This window comes from Pannonibacter sp. XCT-53, assembly GCF_009915765.1.
GTDB lineage: Bacteria > Pseudomonadota > Alphaproteobacteria > Rhizobiales > Stappiaceae > Pannonibacter > Pannonibacter tanglangensis.
Genome location: NZ_JAABLQ010000001.1, coordinates 2,510,072 through 2,525,376, shown reverse-complemented (window position 1 = coordinate 2,525,376; position 15,305 = coordinate 2,510,072). Strand labels below are relative to the sequence as shown.

The window sequence follows — 15,305 nt, the reverse complement described above, 5'->3', positions numbered from 1 at the left end:
CTGGCAGGGGAACAGCGTGCGCAAGAGATATCCCGTCCGCAGATCGGACCTTGCCCGGATCGCCCGTTTCATCGCGGCCCTCGGCGTGCCGACCCTGATTGCCGGGATCCTCGCGCATCGCGCCGGGGTGATCGACGCGCCGGACCTTCGCAAGGTGCTGATTGCTTCGGTGACCCTTGGCCTTGCCGGCGGCATCATGAGCTGCCTCGCCATCGCGAGCTGGTGGAACCGGGGCGGCATCGGCGTCGCCGATGCGGCGCGTGGCCTCTTCTACGCGCTTCTGCTGCTGATGCCGGCGGGGGCGGTCGTGACCGCATCGGCGGCCTTTCCGCCCCTGACCGAGGTCAGCACCGACCTGCAGGACCCGCCGCGTGCCATGCCGGAGCCGGGGCTGCCCGCCTCCGATCCCGGACTTGTCGCGCGGGAACTGGCCCAGCGGGCGGCCTATCCGGACATCGTGTCGCGCCGCTTTCGCATCACGCCCGGAGACCTGCACGCCGCCGTCCTGAAGGTCGTCGAGAAGCAGCAATGGCGGATCATCGGCGAGGTGCCGCCCGACATGCAGGATGCGCCGACCCTGCTGGAAGTGGAGACGCGCGTGCCCGTGCTGGCGCTGTCCAATGATCTGACGATCCGCATCCGTCCCGACCGGGCCGGGGCCGTTCTGGACGTGCGCGCCGCCAGCGATCTCAAGGATCACGATCTCGGGCTCAATGCCTGGCGCATCCGCGGCTTCTACCGGCAGCTCGACGAGATGCTCACCGAATCCTATGGCGACATCGCCAAGCTGACCGTGACGCCGGAGGAGGCGGCTGCAATCGAGGCCGAGGAGCTGCCGCTTCTGGCCGATCGGCCGCTTGCAGACGCGGCTGCCTCCGTGCCGCTGCCGTCCATGAAACCGAGCGGCGCGCAAACCGTGCCTGCGCTGGCACCGGCCCAGTTCGACGAGATCTACGAGGAAGACCCGGCGCCGGCGCGCTGACCGGCTCTGGCAGGCGCCCCCCCCCCGAGCCGCACCCGAGGCGCATCGGGACCCTGAGACGGCGTCCCGCCGATCGCATCCCGCGAGGTCTCCTGCCGCCCTCCGCCGCCAGCCGTCAGCGTGCCTGCGCGTAGGTGCCCGACAGGCCCGAGCCTGCGACACTGCGTGCCGATCCCAGCTCGATCAGACGTTCCAGCTGGGCAAAGACGGACAGCGCGGCCGCCCCCTTGAGGCTCGGGTCGAGACCGCGATAGACCGCATCCACCAGCTCCGGGATCGTCAGGCTCCGCCCGTCCAGCGCCTGCAGGACAGCCGCTTCCCGCGCCAGCCTGTGGGCCCTCAGGGCCTCGACATAGGCATGGGCCGAGCGCACCAGCGTCCCGTGACCCGGCAGATAGGTCGCCTCGGGCCGGCGCGCGAGCACGTCCAGCGACGCGAGATAGGCCTGCATGGAGCCGTCGGGCGGGGCAACGATCGAGGTTGACCAGGCCATCACATGGTCGGCCGAAAAGATCAGTCCGGCGTCGGGCAGGGCGAAGGCCAGATGGTTGGCCGTGTGGCCCGGTGTTGCCAGGATCTCGAAACGTCCGGCGGCGAGCGTCAGCGTGTCTCCGTCGGCAAGCTCCCGGTCGGCGCGGAAGTCGAGGTCGGAGCTTGCGTCGAGCGCGTTGATTTCGCCAAGCGCCAGTGCGCGCGCCGGTGCATGCGGGGCGCAGCCGAGGACGGGCGCTCCGGTGGCCGCCGCCAGCGCCGCGGCCCCCGGGGAATGATCCTTGTGCGTGTGGCTGACCAGGATCGCGCTGATCCGGGCCCCGTCGGCCGCCGCCAGCACCGCCGCCAGATGCGCCGCATCCTCGGGCCCCGGGTCGATCACGGCGAGGTCCCGCGTGCCCACGAGATAGGTGTTGGTGCCGTGAAAGGTGAAGGGGCCAGGGTTGCGTGCCGTCAGCCGGCGCACCCCCGGAACGATCTCGACCGCCGTGCCATAGGCCGGGTCGAACGCGGTGTCATGAACCAATCCTGCCATTTTGCCTGTCCTTCGGCCGGGGAGGGCAACCTGTCGCATCCGCTTGTTGCCATTGCCGAACTGCCGTGAATCGGTAATGTGCCTGCAGTAGGTTCGGGACCAACGGACGGCCCGTCTCGCGGGCCCGCAAACACGAAACCGGCGGCAATAGATCATGTCCAATCCCGAACAGTCCATATCCCTCGAGGTCGTCCTGCCGCTTCCGCGGCCGCAGGCCTTCGAGCTGGTGGTGGAACGATTTGCGGCCTGGTGGCCGCGCGAATACACCTTCCTCGGCGAGACCCTCGACGACATCGGCATCGAACCCCATTTGGGCGGTGCCTGCTACGAGCAGGACCGGGGCGGCCGGCGCGTGGTCTGGGGCACCGTCCTGTCGATCGAGCGCCCGCTCTACCTGCGTCTGGCCTGGCAGATCTCGCCGGAGCGCGAGCCGATCGCCGACCCGGCGGCCGCCAGCCGCGTGATGCTCAGTTTCCGCGACGCCGGCGACGCCACCCGGCTGGAGCTGGTCCACACGGACTTCATCCGGCATGGCGAGCGGGCGGCGGAGTACCAGGCGGCGATGGCCTCGCCGGCCGGCTGGCAGCATTGTCTGGGTCGTCTCACCGCCATGGCCGGCCGGCGCTGATCCGGCAGGCATCGCGGTGTCGCAGGATTGACACCTTGTTCGTGTTATGTCGCCGGCTCAGTTTTTCTGATGACTTGTGACGCGCCGGGGGGAGGCGCCGGGGAGTGTCATGGCGGACAACACCGAGGCGACCGATTCCTTGTCCAGCACCGCAGGGGCGACCAGCCCGCTCGGCCGGTTGCGCGAGCTGCGCTGGGTCCTCCTGGTCGCGCTGGCGGCCGGGGCCCTGGCTGCCCTCACCTATGACGTGCCGCCGGCCGCCGTGGCCGGCGCGCTCGTCCTCCTCGTCGGCGTGGCGCTGATCACACCCCGCCGCGCGCCCCCCGCACCGTCGATCGCCGCCGACGAGCAGCGCAACCAGCGCCGCATGTGGCCCGGCACCGGCATGAAGGTGACGGTCGACGCCCTGCCCATGCCCTGTTTCCTCGTCGATGGCCGCGGCATCACCCGCTATGTCAATGCGGTGGCCCGGACCCGCTATGCGGCGGTGCGCCCCGGCGATCCGGTGTCCTTCAGCCTGCGCGCGCCATCGCTGCTGGAGGCCTTCGACCGCGTCCGCACCCATGGCACGGCCGAGCGGATCGAATGGGCCGAGAAGGTCCCGACCGAATCCTGGTTCGAGGCGAGCATCGCCCCGATCCACCTGCCTGCGGCCAATGGTTCGGCCAAGAGCGGCGCCAACCCCGACTTCATCCTCGTGGCGATTCGCGACCTGACGGAACAGCGGCGGCTCGAGCGGATGCGGACCGACTTCGTCGCCAACGCCAGCCACGAGCTGCGCACCCCGCTTGCCTCGCTCACCGGCTTCATCGAGACGCTGCAGGGGCCGGCCCGCGACGACGCCGTCGCCCGCGAGCGCTTTCTCGCCATCATGCTGGACCAGGCCAACCGGATGCGGCGGCTGATCGACGACATCCTGTCCCTGTCCCGCATCGAGCTGCGCGCCCATGTGCGGCCGGACACCTACGTCGATCTGGCCGAGATCGTGCGCCACACCATTGATGCCCTCTCGCCGCTGGCGCGCGACATGGACCTCGACATCGCCCTTGAGGCCCCCGCCGGCGAGATCCTCGTGCAGGGCGACCGGGACGAGCTGATCCAGGTGGCCGAGAACCTGATCGAGAATGCCCTGAAATACGGCAGCACGGGAAAACGGATCGAGGTTGCCATCGAGCCGGGCCGGCCGTCGGGATGGTGTCTTGCCGTGCGCGACTATGGCGAGGGCATCGCCCCCGAGCATCTGCCGCGCCTGACCGAGCGGTTCTACCGCGTCGACGTGGCCTCCAGCCGCAGCATGAAGGGGACCGGTCTGGGCCTTGCCATCGTCAAGCACATCCTGACCCGTCACCGGGCACGCCTCGACATCGACAGCAAGCCCGGGGAGGGGGCCCGCTTCGCCGTGACCTTCCCCGACCAGGGGGCTGCGGCCGACCGGGGTGCCGGCCGCCCTGCCGGCTAAGGAAAACGGCAAGGGTCTGTCACATAACTCTCAACCAGCCGGGGTAATACTCTCGGACAACGCGCAGGCACCGCGCCGGCGCTGAACGCTGTACCCGGGCCGGGACCCGCTGGCGACCCGCCGGCGCGACGGACAGGCTGTCGGGTTCAGGAACGCAACTGGCAGGCAGGAGGGGCACTTGACTGCTAACGGGACCAGGCTGGCATTGGGCATGATTGCTGCCCTTTGCCTCACGTCGCAGGCCGCCGCCTTCGAGCGCGAACAGCTCCAGATCGTCGGATCCTCGACCGTGTTTCCCTTCGCCAAGGCTGTGGCCGAACGCTTCGGCATGACCGGCGGGTTCCGCATGCCCGTGGTGGAATCGACCGGAACCGGGGCCGGCATGGAACTCTTCTGCGCCGGCACGGGGGCAGAGACGCCCGACATCACCAACGCCTCCCGCGCCATGAAGCCGGACGAGGCCAGGGTCTGCGCCCTGAACGGCGTGACGCCGATCGAACTGAAGATCGGCTTCGACGGCATCGTGCTGGCGGGCTTCAAGGACGCGCCGGACTTCAACCTCGCCCTGCCGCAGCTCTTCCTCGCGCTGGCCGCCAGGGTGCCGGTTGATGGCCGGCTGGTGGACAATCCTTATCGCAAGTGGTCCGACATCAGCGCCGACCTGCCGGACAGCCCGATCCAGGTCTTCGGCCCGCCGCCCACCTCCGGCACCCGCGATGCCTTCTCCGAGATGGCGCTGGAGGCAGGCTGTGCCCGGGTGCCGGACGCCGCCGCTCTGGGCCTCAAGGGCAAGGCCTGCCACGCCATCCGCGAGGATGGCGTCTATCTGGACACGGGCGAGAATGACGAGCTGGTGGTCCAGTTGCTCGATGCGACGCCCACGGCGCTCGGCATCTTCGGCTTTTCTTTCCTCAACGCCAATCTCAGCCACCTCAAGGGCGCGCGGATCTCCGGGATCGAGCCCACCTTCACCAACATCGCCTATGGGGCCTATCCGCTTTCCCGGGCACTCTACGTCTACTTCAAGAAGGAACACGCCGAGGCGGTTCCCGGCATGCCCGAATACCTCACCGAGCTGACGCGCGAGCAGGCCTGGGGACCGGGTGGCTATCTGAAGCAGAAGGGTCTCATTCCGCTGCCGGACGCCGAGCGCGTTGCCCAGGTCCGGCAGGTCGAGACTTCCTTTGCCGGCAACTGACTGCCGCCGCCTGCGGGGCCGTCGCTGGCGGCCCCGTGCGGCACCCGGCCGCCAGCCGCGCAGCCGCGTGCGCAGAACCGTCACAAAACTGGCAAGAACGCCCCGTCAGCCAAAGGAAAATCAAAGCAGGGCAACGGCTTAGTTTGTCACAAAACTGATATTCAACTGTCATACAAGTCACATGACAGCCACCTATGGTCCGCCCATCGCTCCGGTCCGCACTGGCCGAGTGGTGCTCCGAAAACCTTGACATTCGAAGGGAGTGGTCAAGTGAAGTTCAAGTCTTTCGTCAGCGTTGCAGCCCTCGCAGTTGCTGCCACCGCCGTCGCCGGCGCCGCCCAGGCCCGCGACCAGATCCAGATCGCCGGTTCGTCCACCGTTCTGCCCTACGCCTCGATCGTTGCTGAAGCCTTCGGCGAAAACACCGACTTCCCGACCCCGGTGGTCGAGTCGGGCGGTTCGTCCGCCGGTCTGAAGAAGTTCTGCGAAGGCGTTGGCGAGAACACCATCGACATCGCGAACTCCTCGCGCCCGATCCGTGAAGCCGAGATCAAGGCCTGCGCCGAAGCCGGCGTGAAGGACATCATCGAAGTCCGCATCGGCTATGACGGCATCGTGTTCGCCTCCGACATCAAGGGCAACAAGTTCGCCTTCACCCCGGCCGACTGGTTCAAGGCTCTGGCCGCTGAAGTCGTCGTCGACGGCAAGGTCGTTCCGAACACCGCCAAGTCCTGGAAGGACGTGAACCCGAACCTGCCGGATCAGCCGATCCTCGCCTTCGTCCCGGGCACCAAGCACGGCACCCGCGAAGTGTTTGAAGAGAAGGTCATCGCGGCCGGCTGCAAGGAAACCGGTGCGCTGGACGTCTTCAAGAAGGCCGACGAGAAGGGCGCTGCCAAGAAGTGCATCACCCTGCGCACCGACGGCGTGTCCGTTGACATCGACGGCGACTACACCGAAACCCTCGCCCGCATCGAGTCGAACAAGAACGGCATCGGCGTGTTCGGTCTGTCCTTCTACGAGAACAACACCGACAAGCTGCAGGTCGCCACGATCAACAACGTCGTCCCGACCGTTGCTGCGATCGCGTCCGGCGAATACCCGGTCTCCCGTCCGCTGTACTTCTACGTCAAGAAGGCGCACATCGGCGTGATCCCGGGCCTGCAGGAATTCGCCCAGTTCTTCGTCTCTGACGAAATCGCCGGCGCAAGCGGCCCGCTCGCCCAGTACGGCCTCGTCTCCGATCCGGAGCTGGCCAAGGTTCAGGCCGACGTGGCTGCCGCCAAGACCATCGGCCAGTAAGCCGACCTCACACTGAAAGGGCGGCGAAAGCCGCCCTTTCTTGTCCCTGTTGCTGGTGGGTCGCGCCTCATGTCTCTTTTCTTCCTTCTCCTGGTCATTGTCGGCCTTGCCGCCGCCGGTTTCTTCGCCGGTCGCATCCGCGCTGTTGCCAGCGCCGGCGGTGATGCCCGCAACCTTCATTCCCTGCCCGGATACTACGGCTGGCACGTCAGCCTGATGGTGCTGGTCCCCTCCATCCTGACGCTTTGCGCCTGGCTCCTGATCCAGCCCGTCGTGATCAACTCCCAGATCTCGGGCATGATCTCGCAGGACGCGATTGCCAAGAGTTCGCTTGACCTGGTGCTGAGCGATGTCCGGCGTGTCGCCGACGGCCTTGACCTTGCCGTCAGCAGCGGGGTGATGACCGACGAGCAGGCGCGTTCCATCCGCACCGAACTGACCGACGTCCGCGGCCGTCTCGGCGACATCGGCGTCGCCCTGGGGTCCGACGTGTCGTCCGAGACCCTGCGCGCGGCCCAGAGCTACCGCGAGCTTGCCTCCGCCGGAAACATGCTGCGCACGCTGCTCGTGCTGCTGGTCGCCTTCGGTGGTCTTGCCTACGCGGTGCTGTCGACCAACAAGGACTTCCGGGCCCGCAACCGTGTCGAGCACATCGTCATGGGCATGCTGGTCTGCGCCGCGTCCATCGCGATCCTGACGACGGCCGGCATCTTCTTCTCGCTGGTCTTCAACACGGTCGAGTTCTTCAAGCTCTACCCGGCTGCCGACTTCTTCTTCGGCATGACCTGGAGCCCGAGCTTCCATGGCGGCTCCTCGCTCGGCATCGTGCCGCTGCTCTGGGCTACGTTCTACATCTCGATCATCGCCCTGTCGGTCGCCGTTCCGATCGGCCTCTTTGCGGCGATCTACCTGTCCGAATATGCAAGCCCGACTGTCCGGTCCGTGGCCAAGCCCCTGCTCGAGGTGCTCGCCGGCATCCCGACGATCGTCTACGGCCTGTTCGCGCTGCTCACGGTCGGCCCAGCTCTGGTCAGCCTGTTCGGCGAGGGCGGTGCCTTCGGCCTGAACTGGATGCAGGGCGGTACTGCCGTCGTCACCGCCGGTCTGGTGATGGGCATCATGATCATCCCGTTCATGAGCTCGCTGTCGGACGACATCATCAACGCCGTGCCGCAGTCGCTGCGTGACGGCTCGCTCGGTCTGGGCGCCACCCATTCGGAAACCGTGCGCAAGGTGATCCTGCCCGCCGCCCTCCCGGGCATCGTCGGTGCCTTCCTGCTGTCGGCCTCCCGCGCCGTCGGCGAGACGATGATCGTGGTGATGGGCGCCGGTGCCGCCGCGAAGTTCAGCCTGAACCCCTTCGAGGCGATGACCACCGTCACCGCCAAGATCGTCAGCCAGCTGACCGGTGACGCCGACTTCGCCTCGCCGGAGGCCCTCGTCGCCTTCGCACTCGGCATGACCCTCTTCGTGATCACGCTCGGGCTCAACATCATCGCGCTCTACATCGTGCGCAAGTACCGGGAGCAGTACGAATGACCGACGCGACAGTGAATGCTCCGGTCCTGCCGGACGACAGCCAGAACGCGCAGCCGCGCAAGTCCAAGTCGCTGTATGAACTCGACGCCCTGACCCGCAAGCGCAACGCCGCAGAGGTGCGCTTCAAGGCCTACGGCATCGTCGCCATCCTCATCGGCCTGTCCTTCCTGGCGGCCCTGATGTACGCGATCATCAGCAACGGCACGGTGGCCTTCACCCAGACCTTCGTCCAGGTGTCGATCCCCCTCGACAAGGCCAAGATCGATGCCGCCGAGGCGTCGGTCGTGAAGACCTCGCAGTACAACGCGCTGATCGACGCCGCGCTGAAGGAGAAGCTGGCAGGCGCCGGCATCACCACCGACATGAAGCCGGCCGACCTGCGCAAGATGCTGTCCTCCGGTGCGGCAACGCAGGTGCGCGAATTCGTGCTCCAGAACCCGGGCGAGATCGGCAAGACGGTCGTCTTCGACATCTACGCCGCCGCCCGTGTCGACGGCTACCTCAAGGGCCGCGTCACCCGCGAGAGCCTTGCCAACGACAAGAACCTGGATCCCGCGCATCTCGACCTCGTCGACCAGATGCTGGAGAAGGGAACCATCGAGCGCCGCTTCAACTGGGACTTCATCCTTGGCTCGGACGCCTCCGACTCGCGTCCCGAGAAGGCCGGTCTCGGCGTCTCGATGATCGGCTCCTTCTACATGATGCTCGTGGTGCTGCTGCTGTCGCTGCCCATCGGCGTCGCGGCGTCCATCTATCTTGAGGAATTCGCGCCGAAGAACCGCTTCACCGACCTGATCGAAGTGAACATCGCCAACCTGGCGGCCGTTCCCTCGATCGTGTTCGGCATCCTCGGTCTGGCCGTGTTCATCCAGTTTGCCCATCTGCCGCAGTCCGCGCCGCTGGTCGGCGGCCTGGTGCTGACGCTGATGACGCTGCCGACCATCATCATCTCGACCCGGGCGGCCCTCAAGGCCGTGCCGCCGAGCATCCGTGACGCCGCGCTCGGCGTCGGCGCCTCGAAGATGCAGGCCGTGTTCCACCACGTGCTGCCGCTGGCCATGCCGGGCATCATGACGGGCACGATCATCGGCATGGCACACGCCCTCGGCGAGACCGCACCGCTCCTCCTGATCGGCATGGTGGGCTTCATCGCCTCCAACTATCCCGACGGGGTCACGGCCGGCTTCCTGTCGCCGAACTCGGCCATGCCCGCCCAGATCTACGAATGGGCCAAGCGTGCGGACCCGGCCTTCTACGAGAAGGCCTGGGGCGGGATCATCATCCTGCTGGTCTTCCTGCTGGCCATGAACATCGTGGCGATCATCCTGCGTCGCAAGTTCGAACGCCGCTGGTAAGGGAACCGCGACCATGAACGACATGTCTGTTACGACAAAGGCAGCTGCCATGACTGATGCGAAGATTTCCGCCCGCAAGGTTCAGGTCTATTATGGCGAGAAGCACGCCATCAAGGACGTGGACATCGCGATCCAGCCGCGTTCGGTCACGGCCTTCATCGGCCCGTCGGGCTGTGGCAAGTCCACTTTCCTGCGGTGCCTCAACCGCATGAACGACACGATCGACATCTGCCGCGTCGAGGGCAACATCTCCATCGACGGCGAGAACATCTACGACCCCAAGGTCGATCCGGTGCAGCTGCGCGCCAAGGTCGGCATGGTGTTCCAGAAGCCGAACCCGTTCCCGAAGTCGATCTACGAGAACGTGGCCTATGGCCCGCGCATTCACGGTCTTGCCCGCAAGAAGTCGGAGCTGGACGAGATCGTTGCCTCCTCGCTGCAGAAGGCCGGCCTCTGGAACGAGGTCAAGGATCGTCTCGACGGCCCGGGCACCGGCCTGTCCGGTGGCCAGCAGCAGCGCCTGTGTATTGCCCGCGCCATCGCCGTCAGCCCGGAAGTGATCCTCATGGACGAGCCGTGCTCTGCGCTGGACCCGATTGCCACGGCCAAGGTCGAGGAACTGATCGACGAGCTGCGCGCCAACTACACGATCGTGATCGTGACCCACTCCATGCAGCAGGCCGCCCGCGTGTCCCAGCGCACCGCCTTCTTCCACCTCGGCAATCTCGTCGAGGAAGGCGCGACGCAGGACATCTTCACCAACCCGCAGGACAAGCGTACGCAGGACTACATCACCGGTCGCTTCGGTTAAGGTCCAGTTGTTTCCAACGCGAGAAGGATTTGAACATGTCCGAGCATACCGTCAGTTCCTACGATGAAGAACTGCGCGAGCTGGCTGGCCGTGTGGCCGAGATGGGTGGCCTCGCCGAGGCGCTGGTCAACGACGCCGTGACCGCCCTGCTGTCGCAGGATCTGGAAAAGGCCCACAAGACCATCCTGCAGGACGCGCGTCTCGACGAGCTGCAGCAGGAGATCGAGGCGAAGTTCATCCGCATCGTCGCCCTGCGCCAGCCGATGGGCCAGGACCTGCGCGAGATCATGGCCGCCGGTCGCATCGCCAACGACCTGGAGCGGGTCGGCGATCTTGCCAAGAACATCGCCAAGCGCGTCATTGCCATCGACGGCGACCTCAACTCCAAGAAGGCCGCCTTCGGCGTGGAGCACATGTCCGAACTGGCGCTGAGCCAGCTCAAGGCCGTGCTTGACGCCTACACCAGCCACGACGCTGCGGCAGCCCAGGCCGTGCGCGAGCGTGACGACGAGGTGGATGCGATCTACACCTCGCTGTTCCGCGAGCTGCTGACCTACATGATGGAAGACCCGCGCAAGATCACCCAGTGCGCGCATCTGCTGTTCTGCGCCAAGAACATCGAGCGCATCGGTGACCATGCCACCAACATCGCCGAGAACGTCTACTTCATGGTGACGGGCAAGCAGCTGCTGGAGGCTCGCCGCAAGATCGATGAAACCGGCCTCGCCGACATCGAGAACGCCTGACGCGGTCACCCGCGTCCGATTGCTGGAGCGTATGAATGCCTAAGGTTCTCATCGTTGAAGACGAAGAGCCGCTGAGCCTGTTGTTGCGCTACAATCTGGAAGCAGAAGGCTATTCCGTGGAGGCCTGCGCCCGCGGCGATGAAGCGGAAATCCGGCTGCGCGAGAGCCAGCCGGACCTCCTCTTGCTGGACTGGATGCTGCCGGGCCTGTCGGGCATCGAGCTGTGCCGGCGCCTTCGGGCGCGGGCAGAGACCGAGCGCCTGCCGGTGATCATGCTGACGGCCCGGGGCGAGGAAGCCGAGCGCATCCGCGGGCTCGCCACCGGTGCCGACGACTATGTCGTCAAGCCGTTCTCGATCCCCGAGCTGATGGCGCGCGTGCGCGCCATCCTGCGGCGGGCCCGGCCCGAGGTCGTGTCGACGATGCTGCGCTCCGGCGACATCGAGCTTGACCGCGAGACCCACCGCGTCCGCCGCAACGGCAAGGAAATCCATCTCGGACCGACCGAGTTCCGCCTGCTGGAGTTCCTGATGACCTCGCCCGGCCGCGTGTTCTCGCGCGAGCAGCTGCTCGACGGCGTCTGGGGGCATGACGTCTATGTGGACGAGCGGACGGTCGACGTGCATGTCGGTCGCCTGCGCAAGGCGATCAACCGCGGCAAGGTGAAGGATCCGATCCGCACCGTCCGCGGCGCCGGATACGCCTTCAACGACCAGTTTGCGGTCGCCGGCTGACGCTGCGTCTTGTCATCGACTGGCGAAACATCGCCGCTGAGCCCGCCTCCGGTGGGCTCAGGCTGCTGACAAACCCTGTATCGTCATCCCGGACGAGAGCGAAGCGGAGATCCGGGAGCGGAGAGCCTGGGTCTCTCCCGGGTTCGCTGATTGAAATATGGAGGCCTCGCCCCTCCGGTCCCGGCTCGGCGCTGCGCTTGGCCGGGATGACTTCGGAGAGGGCGAGCTTTGTCATCACATCAAGCCCAGCCCGCTTCTGGCGGGCTTTTTTGTTGCCAGTTGTCTCGCCTGACGTCGGGCCGCTTGGGCGCATCCCGAGCGTAAAAGCAAAAGCCCGCCGGGCGGAGGCGCGGCGGGCTTCGGGTTGGGTGGGGCGACCACGGACTGGTTGGCCACCCCGAAACGGTCGGCAGCTGGCGCTCAGGCGCGGGCCAGCTGCTTCTTGTCCTTGTCGCGGCGACGGTCATTCACCGGCTGATAGGCGATGCGGCAGTGATGCGCGCAATAGGGCACGCCCGGATCGGAGTGCCGGCCGCAGAAGTAGAAATCCTGCGAGCTCGGGTCGCCGATCGGCCACTTGCAGGTGCGCTCCGTCAGCGTGAGGATGGTCGCCCGTTCCGTCATCGGCACGATCTCGGCAACCGGCGCGGCTTCGGGTGCCACCTCGACGGCGACGTCCTCGACCGGGTCCATCTTCAGCGCCGTCGCCCCGCGGCTCTGCGCCGCAGGGGCCTGGGCCGGACGCGGCGTTGCGGCCGGCGTCTGGGGCGTCGGCGTGCGTGCCCGCCGCGGCTTGGCCGCCGGGGCCACCGCCTTGGCGCGACCGGACAGCCCAAGGCGATGCACCTTGCCGATCACCGCATTGCGCGTGATCCCGCCGAGCTCGGCGGCGATCTGGCTCGCGCTCAGCCCGTCAGTCCAGAGCTTCTTCAGGAGCTCCACGCGTTCGTCAGTCCAGCTCATCCGTCACACCCCGTCGTTGCCGGCCGCAGATCCGAATTGAAGGCAGTAACCAAGTGTTAAGGCACGCGTGTTCCACGCCCCTCTTGGCATATCCAGTATGATTTGGTGATCTACAGCACGAGATGTCGTATCCGACAGGCAGGACAGTACAATGGCGGCCAAATCCGAGGCAAGGATACGGACAACATGAACCGGGGACGAAACGACTTTTCCCCAGATTACGCCGCGGTTGCCGCGGGCTTGCTGAGTGGCTGAAATGCGCCATTTGCATTGACAGGCAAGGCGATGCGCGGTGTATAAACAGCGCTCATTGTCTGTGCCGCCTGTTCGGGCGGCACAGTTCGTTTTGGCATCCCTTTCAACCATCCCTGAACCGGAGAGGTTTTCCGGGACAAGACGTCCCGGACCCCGCATGAGGAGTTGAGCATATGACGGCGTCGGCACTTTTCGGCACCTACGCTCGGGCGGATCTTGATTTCGTCCGTGGAGAAGGCGTGTGGCTGGAGACGTCCGACGGGCGCCGATACCTCGACTGCGGATCCGGCATCGCGGTGAATGCCCTCGGCCACTCCCATCCCCATCTCGTCAATGCGCTGAAGGCGCAGGCCGAGAAGCTGTGGCATGTCTCCAACCTCTACAAGATGGAAGGCCAGGAGACGCTTGGCCGCCGTCTGGTCGAGGCGACCTTTGCCGACCGGGTGTTCTTCACCAACTCCGGGGCGGAGGCGATGGAAGCCTGTTTCAAGACCGCCCGGCGCTATCACTATGTGAACGGCCATCCGGAGCGGATCGACATCATCACCTTCGAGGGCGCCTTCCACGGCCGCACCATCGCGACCATCGCCGCCGGCGGCCAGGCCAAGTATCTCGAGGGCTTCGGCCCGAAGGCGCCGGGCTTCCTGCAGGTTCCGGCCGGCGATCTGGACGCGCTCAAGGCCGTCATCGGCCCGACCACCGCAGCCCTCTGCATCGAGCCGGTGCAGGGTGAGGGCGGCATCCGCGAGATCCCGGTCGAGTTCCTGCGCAAGCTGCGCGAGATCTGCGACCAGGAAGGCATCCTGCTGATCTTCGACGAGATCCAGACCGGCGTCGGGCGGACGGGCAAGCTGTTTGCCCATGAATGGACGGGTGTCAGCCCGGACCTGATGGGCGTTGCGAAGGGCATCGGCGGCGGCTTCCCGATGGGCTGCTGCCTCGCGACCGCCGCAGCGTCCGCCGGCATGGTTCCCGGCACCCACGGCACCACCTTCGGCGGCAACCCGCTGGCGATGGCCGTCGGCAATGCGGTGCTGGACGTCATCCTCGAGCCGGGCTTCCTGGAAGAGGTCCAGCGCAAGTCGCTGCTGTTCAAGCAGCAGCTCGCGGCCGTCATCGACGCCCATCCGGGCGTGCTGCAGGAAATCCGCGGCCGCGGCCTGATGCTCGGCCTGAAGTGCGTCCGCCCGAACACGGACGTGCTGGTCAAGCTGCGGGCCAACGGCCTGCTCGCCGTGCCGGCGGGCGACAACGTGCTGCGCATCCTGCCGCCGCTGACCATCTCCGACGAGGAGATCGGCGAAGCGGTTGCCCGCATCGAAGCCGCTGCCAAGGCCGTCGAGGCCGACCTCGCTGCCGCTGCAGCCGGAGCCTGAGTTCATGTCCCAGTCCCTGCGTCATTTTCTGGATCTCACCGATTTCGAGGGCGACGAGCTGCGCGCCATCCTGGATCTCGGCCGCAAGCTGAAGCGCGAGCGCAATGGCGTGCGCCGTGGCGAAGGTCCGCTGGCCGGCAAGGTCCTGGCCATGGTCTTCGAGCAGCCCTCGACCCGCACCCGCATCTCCTTCGACGTCGGCATGCGCGAGCTTGGCGGCGAGACGCTGATGCTGACCGGTGCAGAAATGCAGCTCGGCCGCGGCGAGACAATCGCCGACACCGCACGCGTGCTGTCGCGCTTCGTCGATGCCATCATGATCCGCATCCTGAGCGAGAGCGACCTGCAGGAGCTTGCAGCCAATGCCACCGTTCCGGTGATCAACGGCCTGACCAAGCGCTCGCATCCCTGCCAGATCATGGCCGACATCATGACCTTCGAGGAGCACCGGGGCTCCATCAAGGGCAAGTCCGTGGCCTGGACGGGCGACAGCAACAACGTGCTGGCCTCCTGGATCCACGCGGCGCCGCGCTTCGATTTCGAGATGCGCATCGCCACGCCGAAGGAGCTTGCGCCGCCGGTGGAGCTGATCGCCGCCGCCCGCGCCAAGGGCGCCTCCATCGTCGTGACCGACGATCCGTACGAGGCTGTGAAGGGCACCGACTGCGTCGTGACCGACTGCTGGGTCTCGATGGGCGACGATGATGCCGAGACCCGCCACAACCTGCTCGGGGCCTATCAGGTCAACAGCCGGCTGATGGGCGAGGCCCGGTCCGATGCCCTGTTCATGCACTGCCTGCCGGCGCATCGCGGCGAGGAAGTCACCTCGGAGGTGATGGACGGGCCGAACTCGGTGGTGTTCGACGAGGCAGAGAACCGTCTGCATGCGCAGAAGGGCATCCTCGCCTGGTGTTTCAACGGCGTGTGAGG

At 66.6% G+C, this 15,305-nt stretch carries 14 protein-coding genes; 12 read left to right on the top strand and 2 right to left on the bottom strand.

The genetic code is table 11. The features are described from left to right. Nucleotides 1-16: 16 nt before the first annotated feature. A complete protein-coding gene (locus tag GWI72_RS20170; RefSeq protein WP_161708693.1) occupies nucleotides 17-982 on the top strand; it encodes a DUF1499 domain-containing protein in 966 nt (321 codons plus the stop codon). Between the two features lie 115 nt (nucleotides 983-1,097). On the opposite strand, the gene GWI72_RS11215 is transcribed toward GWI72_RS20170, so the two are convergent. Further along, a complete protein-coding gene (locus tag GWI72_RS11215; RefSeq protein WP_161676313.1) occupies nucleotides 1,098-2,009 on the bottom strand; it encodes an MBL fold metallo-hydrolase in 912 nt (303 codons plus the stop codon). A gap of 154 nt (nucleotides 2,010-2,163) precedes the next feature. On the opposite strand from GWI72_RS11215, the gene GWI72_RS11210 reads away from it, so the two are divergent. The 9 genes from GWI72_RS11210 (at nucleotide 2,164) to phoB (ending at nucleotide 11,781) form a co-directional block, all read left to right on the top strand. Continuing rightward, a complete protein-coding gene (locus GWI72_RS11210) occupies nucleotides 2,164-2,637 on the top strand; it encodes an SRPBCC family protein (RefSeq protein WP_161676312.1) in 474 nt (157 codons plus the stop codon). Between the two features lie 109 nt (nucleotides 2,638-2,746). Then, on the top strand, nucleotides 2,747-4,096 hold the full coding sequence (locus GWI72_RS11205) for an ATP-binding protein (protein ID WP_161708692.1): 1,350 nt from the start codon (nucleotides 2,747-2,749) through the stop codon (nucleotides 4,094-4,096). Between the two features lie 211 nt (nucleotides 4,097-4,307). Next, nucleotides 4,308-5,294, top strand: a complete 987-nt coding sequence (locus GWI72_RS11200; RefSeq protein ID WP_161676310.1) for a substrate-binding domain-containing protein — start codon at nucleotides 4,308-4,310, stop codon at nucleotides 5,292-5,294. A gap of 270 nt (nucleotides 5,295-5,564) precedes the next feature. Then, nucleotides 5,565-6,596, top strand: coding sequence for a substrate-binding domain-containing protein (locus GWI72_RS11195; RefSeq protein WP_161708691.1), 1,032 nt, complete (start codon nucleotides 5,565-5,567; stop codon nucleotides 6,594-6,596). A 69-nt stretch (nucleotides 6,597-6,665) separates the two neighbouring features. Further along, a complete protein-coding gene (gene pstC / locus GWI72_RS11190) occupies nucleotides 6,666-8,135 on the top strand; it encodes a phosphate ABC transporter permease subunit PstC (RefSeq protein ID WP_161708690.1) in 1,470 nt (489 codons plus the stop codon). Beyond that, nucleotides 8,132-9,490 (top strand): phosphate ABC transporter permease PstA, encoded by a 1,359-nt coding sequence (gene pstA, locus GWI72_RS11185; RefSeq protein ID WP_161708689.1) that lies wholly within the window; start codon nucleotides 8,132-8,134, stop codon nucleotides 9,488-9,490. Before pstC ends, pstA begins: the two co-directional genes overlap by 4 nt. Before the next feature lie 49 nt (nucleotides 9,491-9,539). Continuing rightward, nucleotides 9,540-10,301: a phosphate ABC transporter ATP-binding protein PstB gene (pstB, locus tag GWI72_RS11180; RefSeq protein WP_390806312.1), complete on the top strand. Its 762-nt coding sequence runs from the start codon at nucleotides 9,540-9,542 to the stop codon at nucleotides 10,299-10,301. A 35-nt stretch (nucleotides 10,302-10,336) separates the two neighbouring features. After that, nucleotides 10,337-11,047, top strand: a complete 711-nt coding sequence (phoU, locus tag GWI72_RS11175; RefSeq protein WP_161708688.1) for a phosphate signaling complex protein PhoU — start codon at nucleotides 10,337-10,339, stop codon at nucleotides 11,045-11,047. Nucleotides 11,048-11,082: 35 nt separating this feature from the next. Next, nucleotides 11,083-11,781, top strand: coding sequence for a phosphate regulon transcriptional regulator PhoB (gene phoB, locus GWI72_RS11170; protein WP_161708687.1), 699 nt, complete (start codon nucleotides 11,083-11,085; stop codon nucleotides 11,779-11,781). Nucleotides 11,782-12,201: 420 nt separating this feature from the next. Here phoB and GWI72_RS11165 read toward each other — a convergent pair whose 3' ends face one another. Beyond that, nucleotides 12,202-12,744 carry a GcrA family cell cycle regulator gene (locus tag GWI72_RS11165; RefSeq protein ID WP_161676303.1) on the bottom strand — a complete coding sequence of 181 codons (543 nt, stop codon included), beginning with the start codon at nucleotides 12,742-12,744 and terminating at the stop codon, nucleotides 12,202-12,204. A 428-nt stretch (nucleotides 12,745-13,172) separates the two neighbouring features. Between GWI72_RS11165 and GWI72_RS11160 the strand changes: the two genes are divergently transcribed. Next, entirely contained in the window at nucleotides 13,173-14,375 is a 1,203-nt protein-coding gene (locus GWI72_RS11160) for an aspartate aminotransferase family protein (RefSeq protein WP_161708686.1), read from the top strand. A gap of 4 nt (nucleotides 14,376-14,379) precedes the next feature. Then, nucleotides 14,380-15,303, top strand: a complete 924-nt coding sequence (gene argF / locus GWI72_RS11155; RefSeq protein ID WP_161676301.1) for an ornithine carbamoyltransferase — start codon at nucleotides 14,380-14,382, stop codon at nucleotides 15,301-15,303. Nucleotides 15,304-15,305 lie beyond the last annotated feature (2 nt).

Bases quoted from the DNA above. Each gene is read 5' to 3' on its own strand.
- pstB (WP_390806312.1), top strand. From the start codon at position 9,540: ATGACTGATGCGAAGATTTCCGCCCGCAAGGTTCAGGTCTATTATGGC.
- phoB (WP_161708687.1), top strand. From the start codon at position 11,083: ATGCCTAAGGTTCTCATCGTTGAAGACGAAGAGCCGCTGAGCCTGTTG.
- GWI72_RS11210 (WP_161676312.1), top strand. From the start codon at position 2,164: ATGTCCAATCCCGAACAGTCCATATCCCTCGAGGTCGTCCTGCCGCTT.
- GWI72_RS11160 (WP_161708686.1), top strand. From the start codon at position 13,173: ATGACGGCGTCGGCACTTTTCGGCACCTACGCTCGGGCGGATCTTGAT.
- GWI72_RS11200 (WP_161676310.1), top strand. From the start codon at position 4,308: ATGATTGCTGCCCTTTGCCTCACGTCGCAGGCCGCCGCCTTCGAGCGC.
- GWI72_RS11205 (WP_161708692.1), top strand. From the start codon at position 2,747: ATGGCGGACAACACCGAGGCGACCGATTCCTTGTCCAGCACCGCAGGG.
- pstC (WP_161708690.1), top strand. From the start codon at position 6,666: ATGTCTCTTTTCTTCCTTCTCCTGGTCATTGTCGGCCTTGCCGCCGCC.
- GWI72_RS11165 (WP_161676303.1), bottom strand. From the start codon at position 12,744: ATGAGCTGGACTGACGAACGCGTGGAGCTCCTGAAGAAGCTCTGGACT.
- phoU (WP_161708688.1), top strand. From the start codon at position 10,337: ATGTCCGAGCATACCGTCAGTTCCTACGATGAAGAACTGCGCGAGCTG.
- GWI72_RS11215 (WP_161676313.1), bottom strand. From the start codon at position 2,009: ATGGCAGGATTGGTTCATGACACCGCGTTCGACCCGGCCTATGGCACG.
- argF (WP_161676301.1), top strand. From the start codon at position 14,380: ATGTCCCAGTCCCTGCGTCATTTTCTGGATCTCACCGATTTCGAGGGC.
- pstA (WP_161708689.1), top strand. From the start codon at position 8,132: ATGACCGACGCGACAGTGAATGCTCCGGTCCTGCCGGACGACAGCCAG.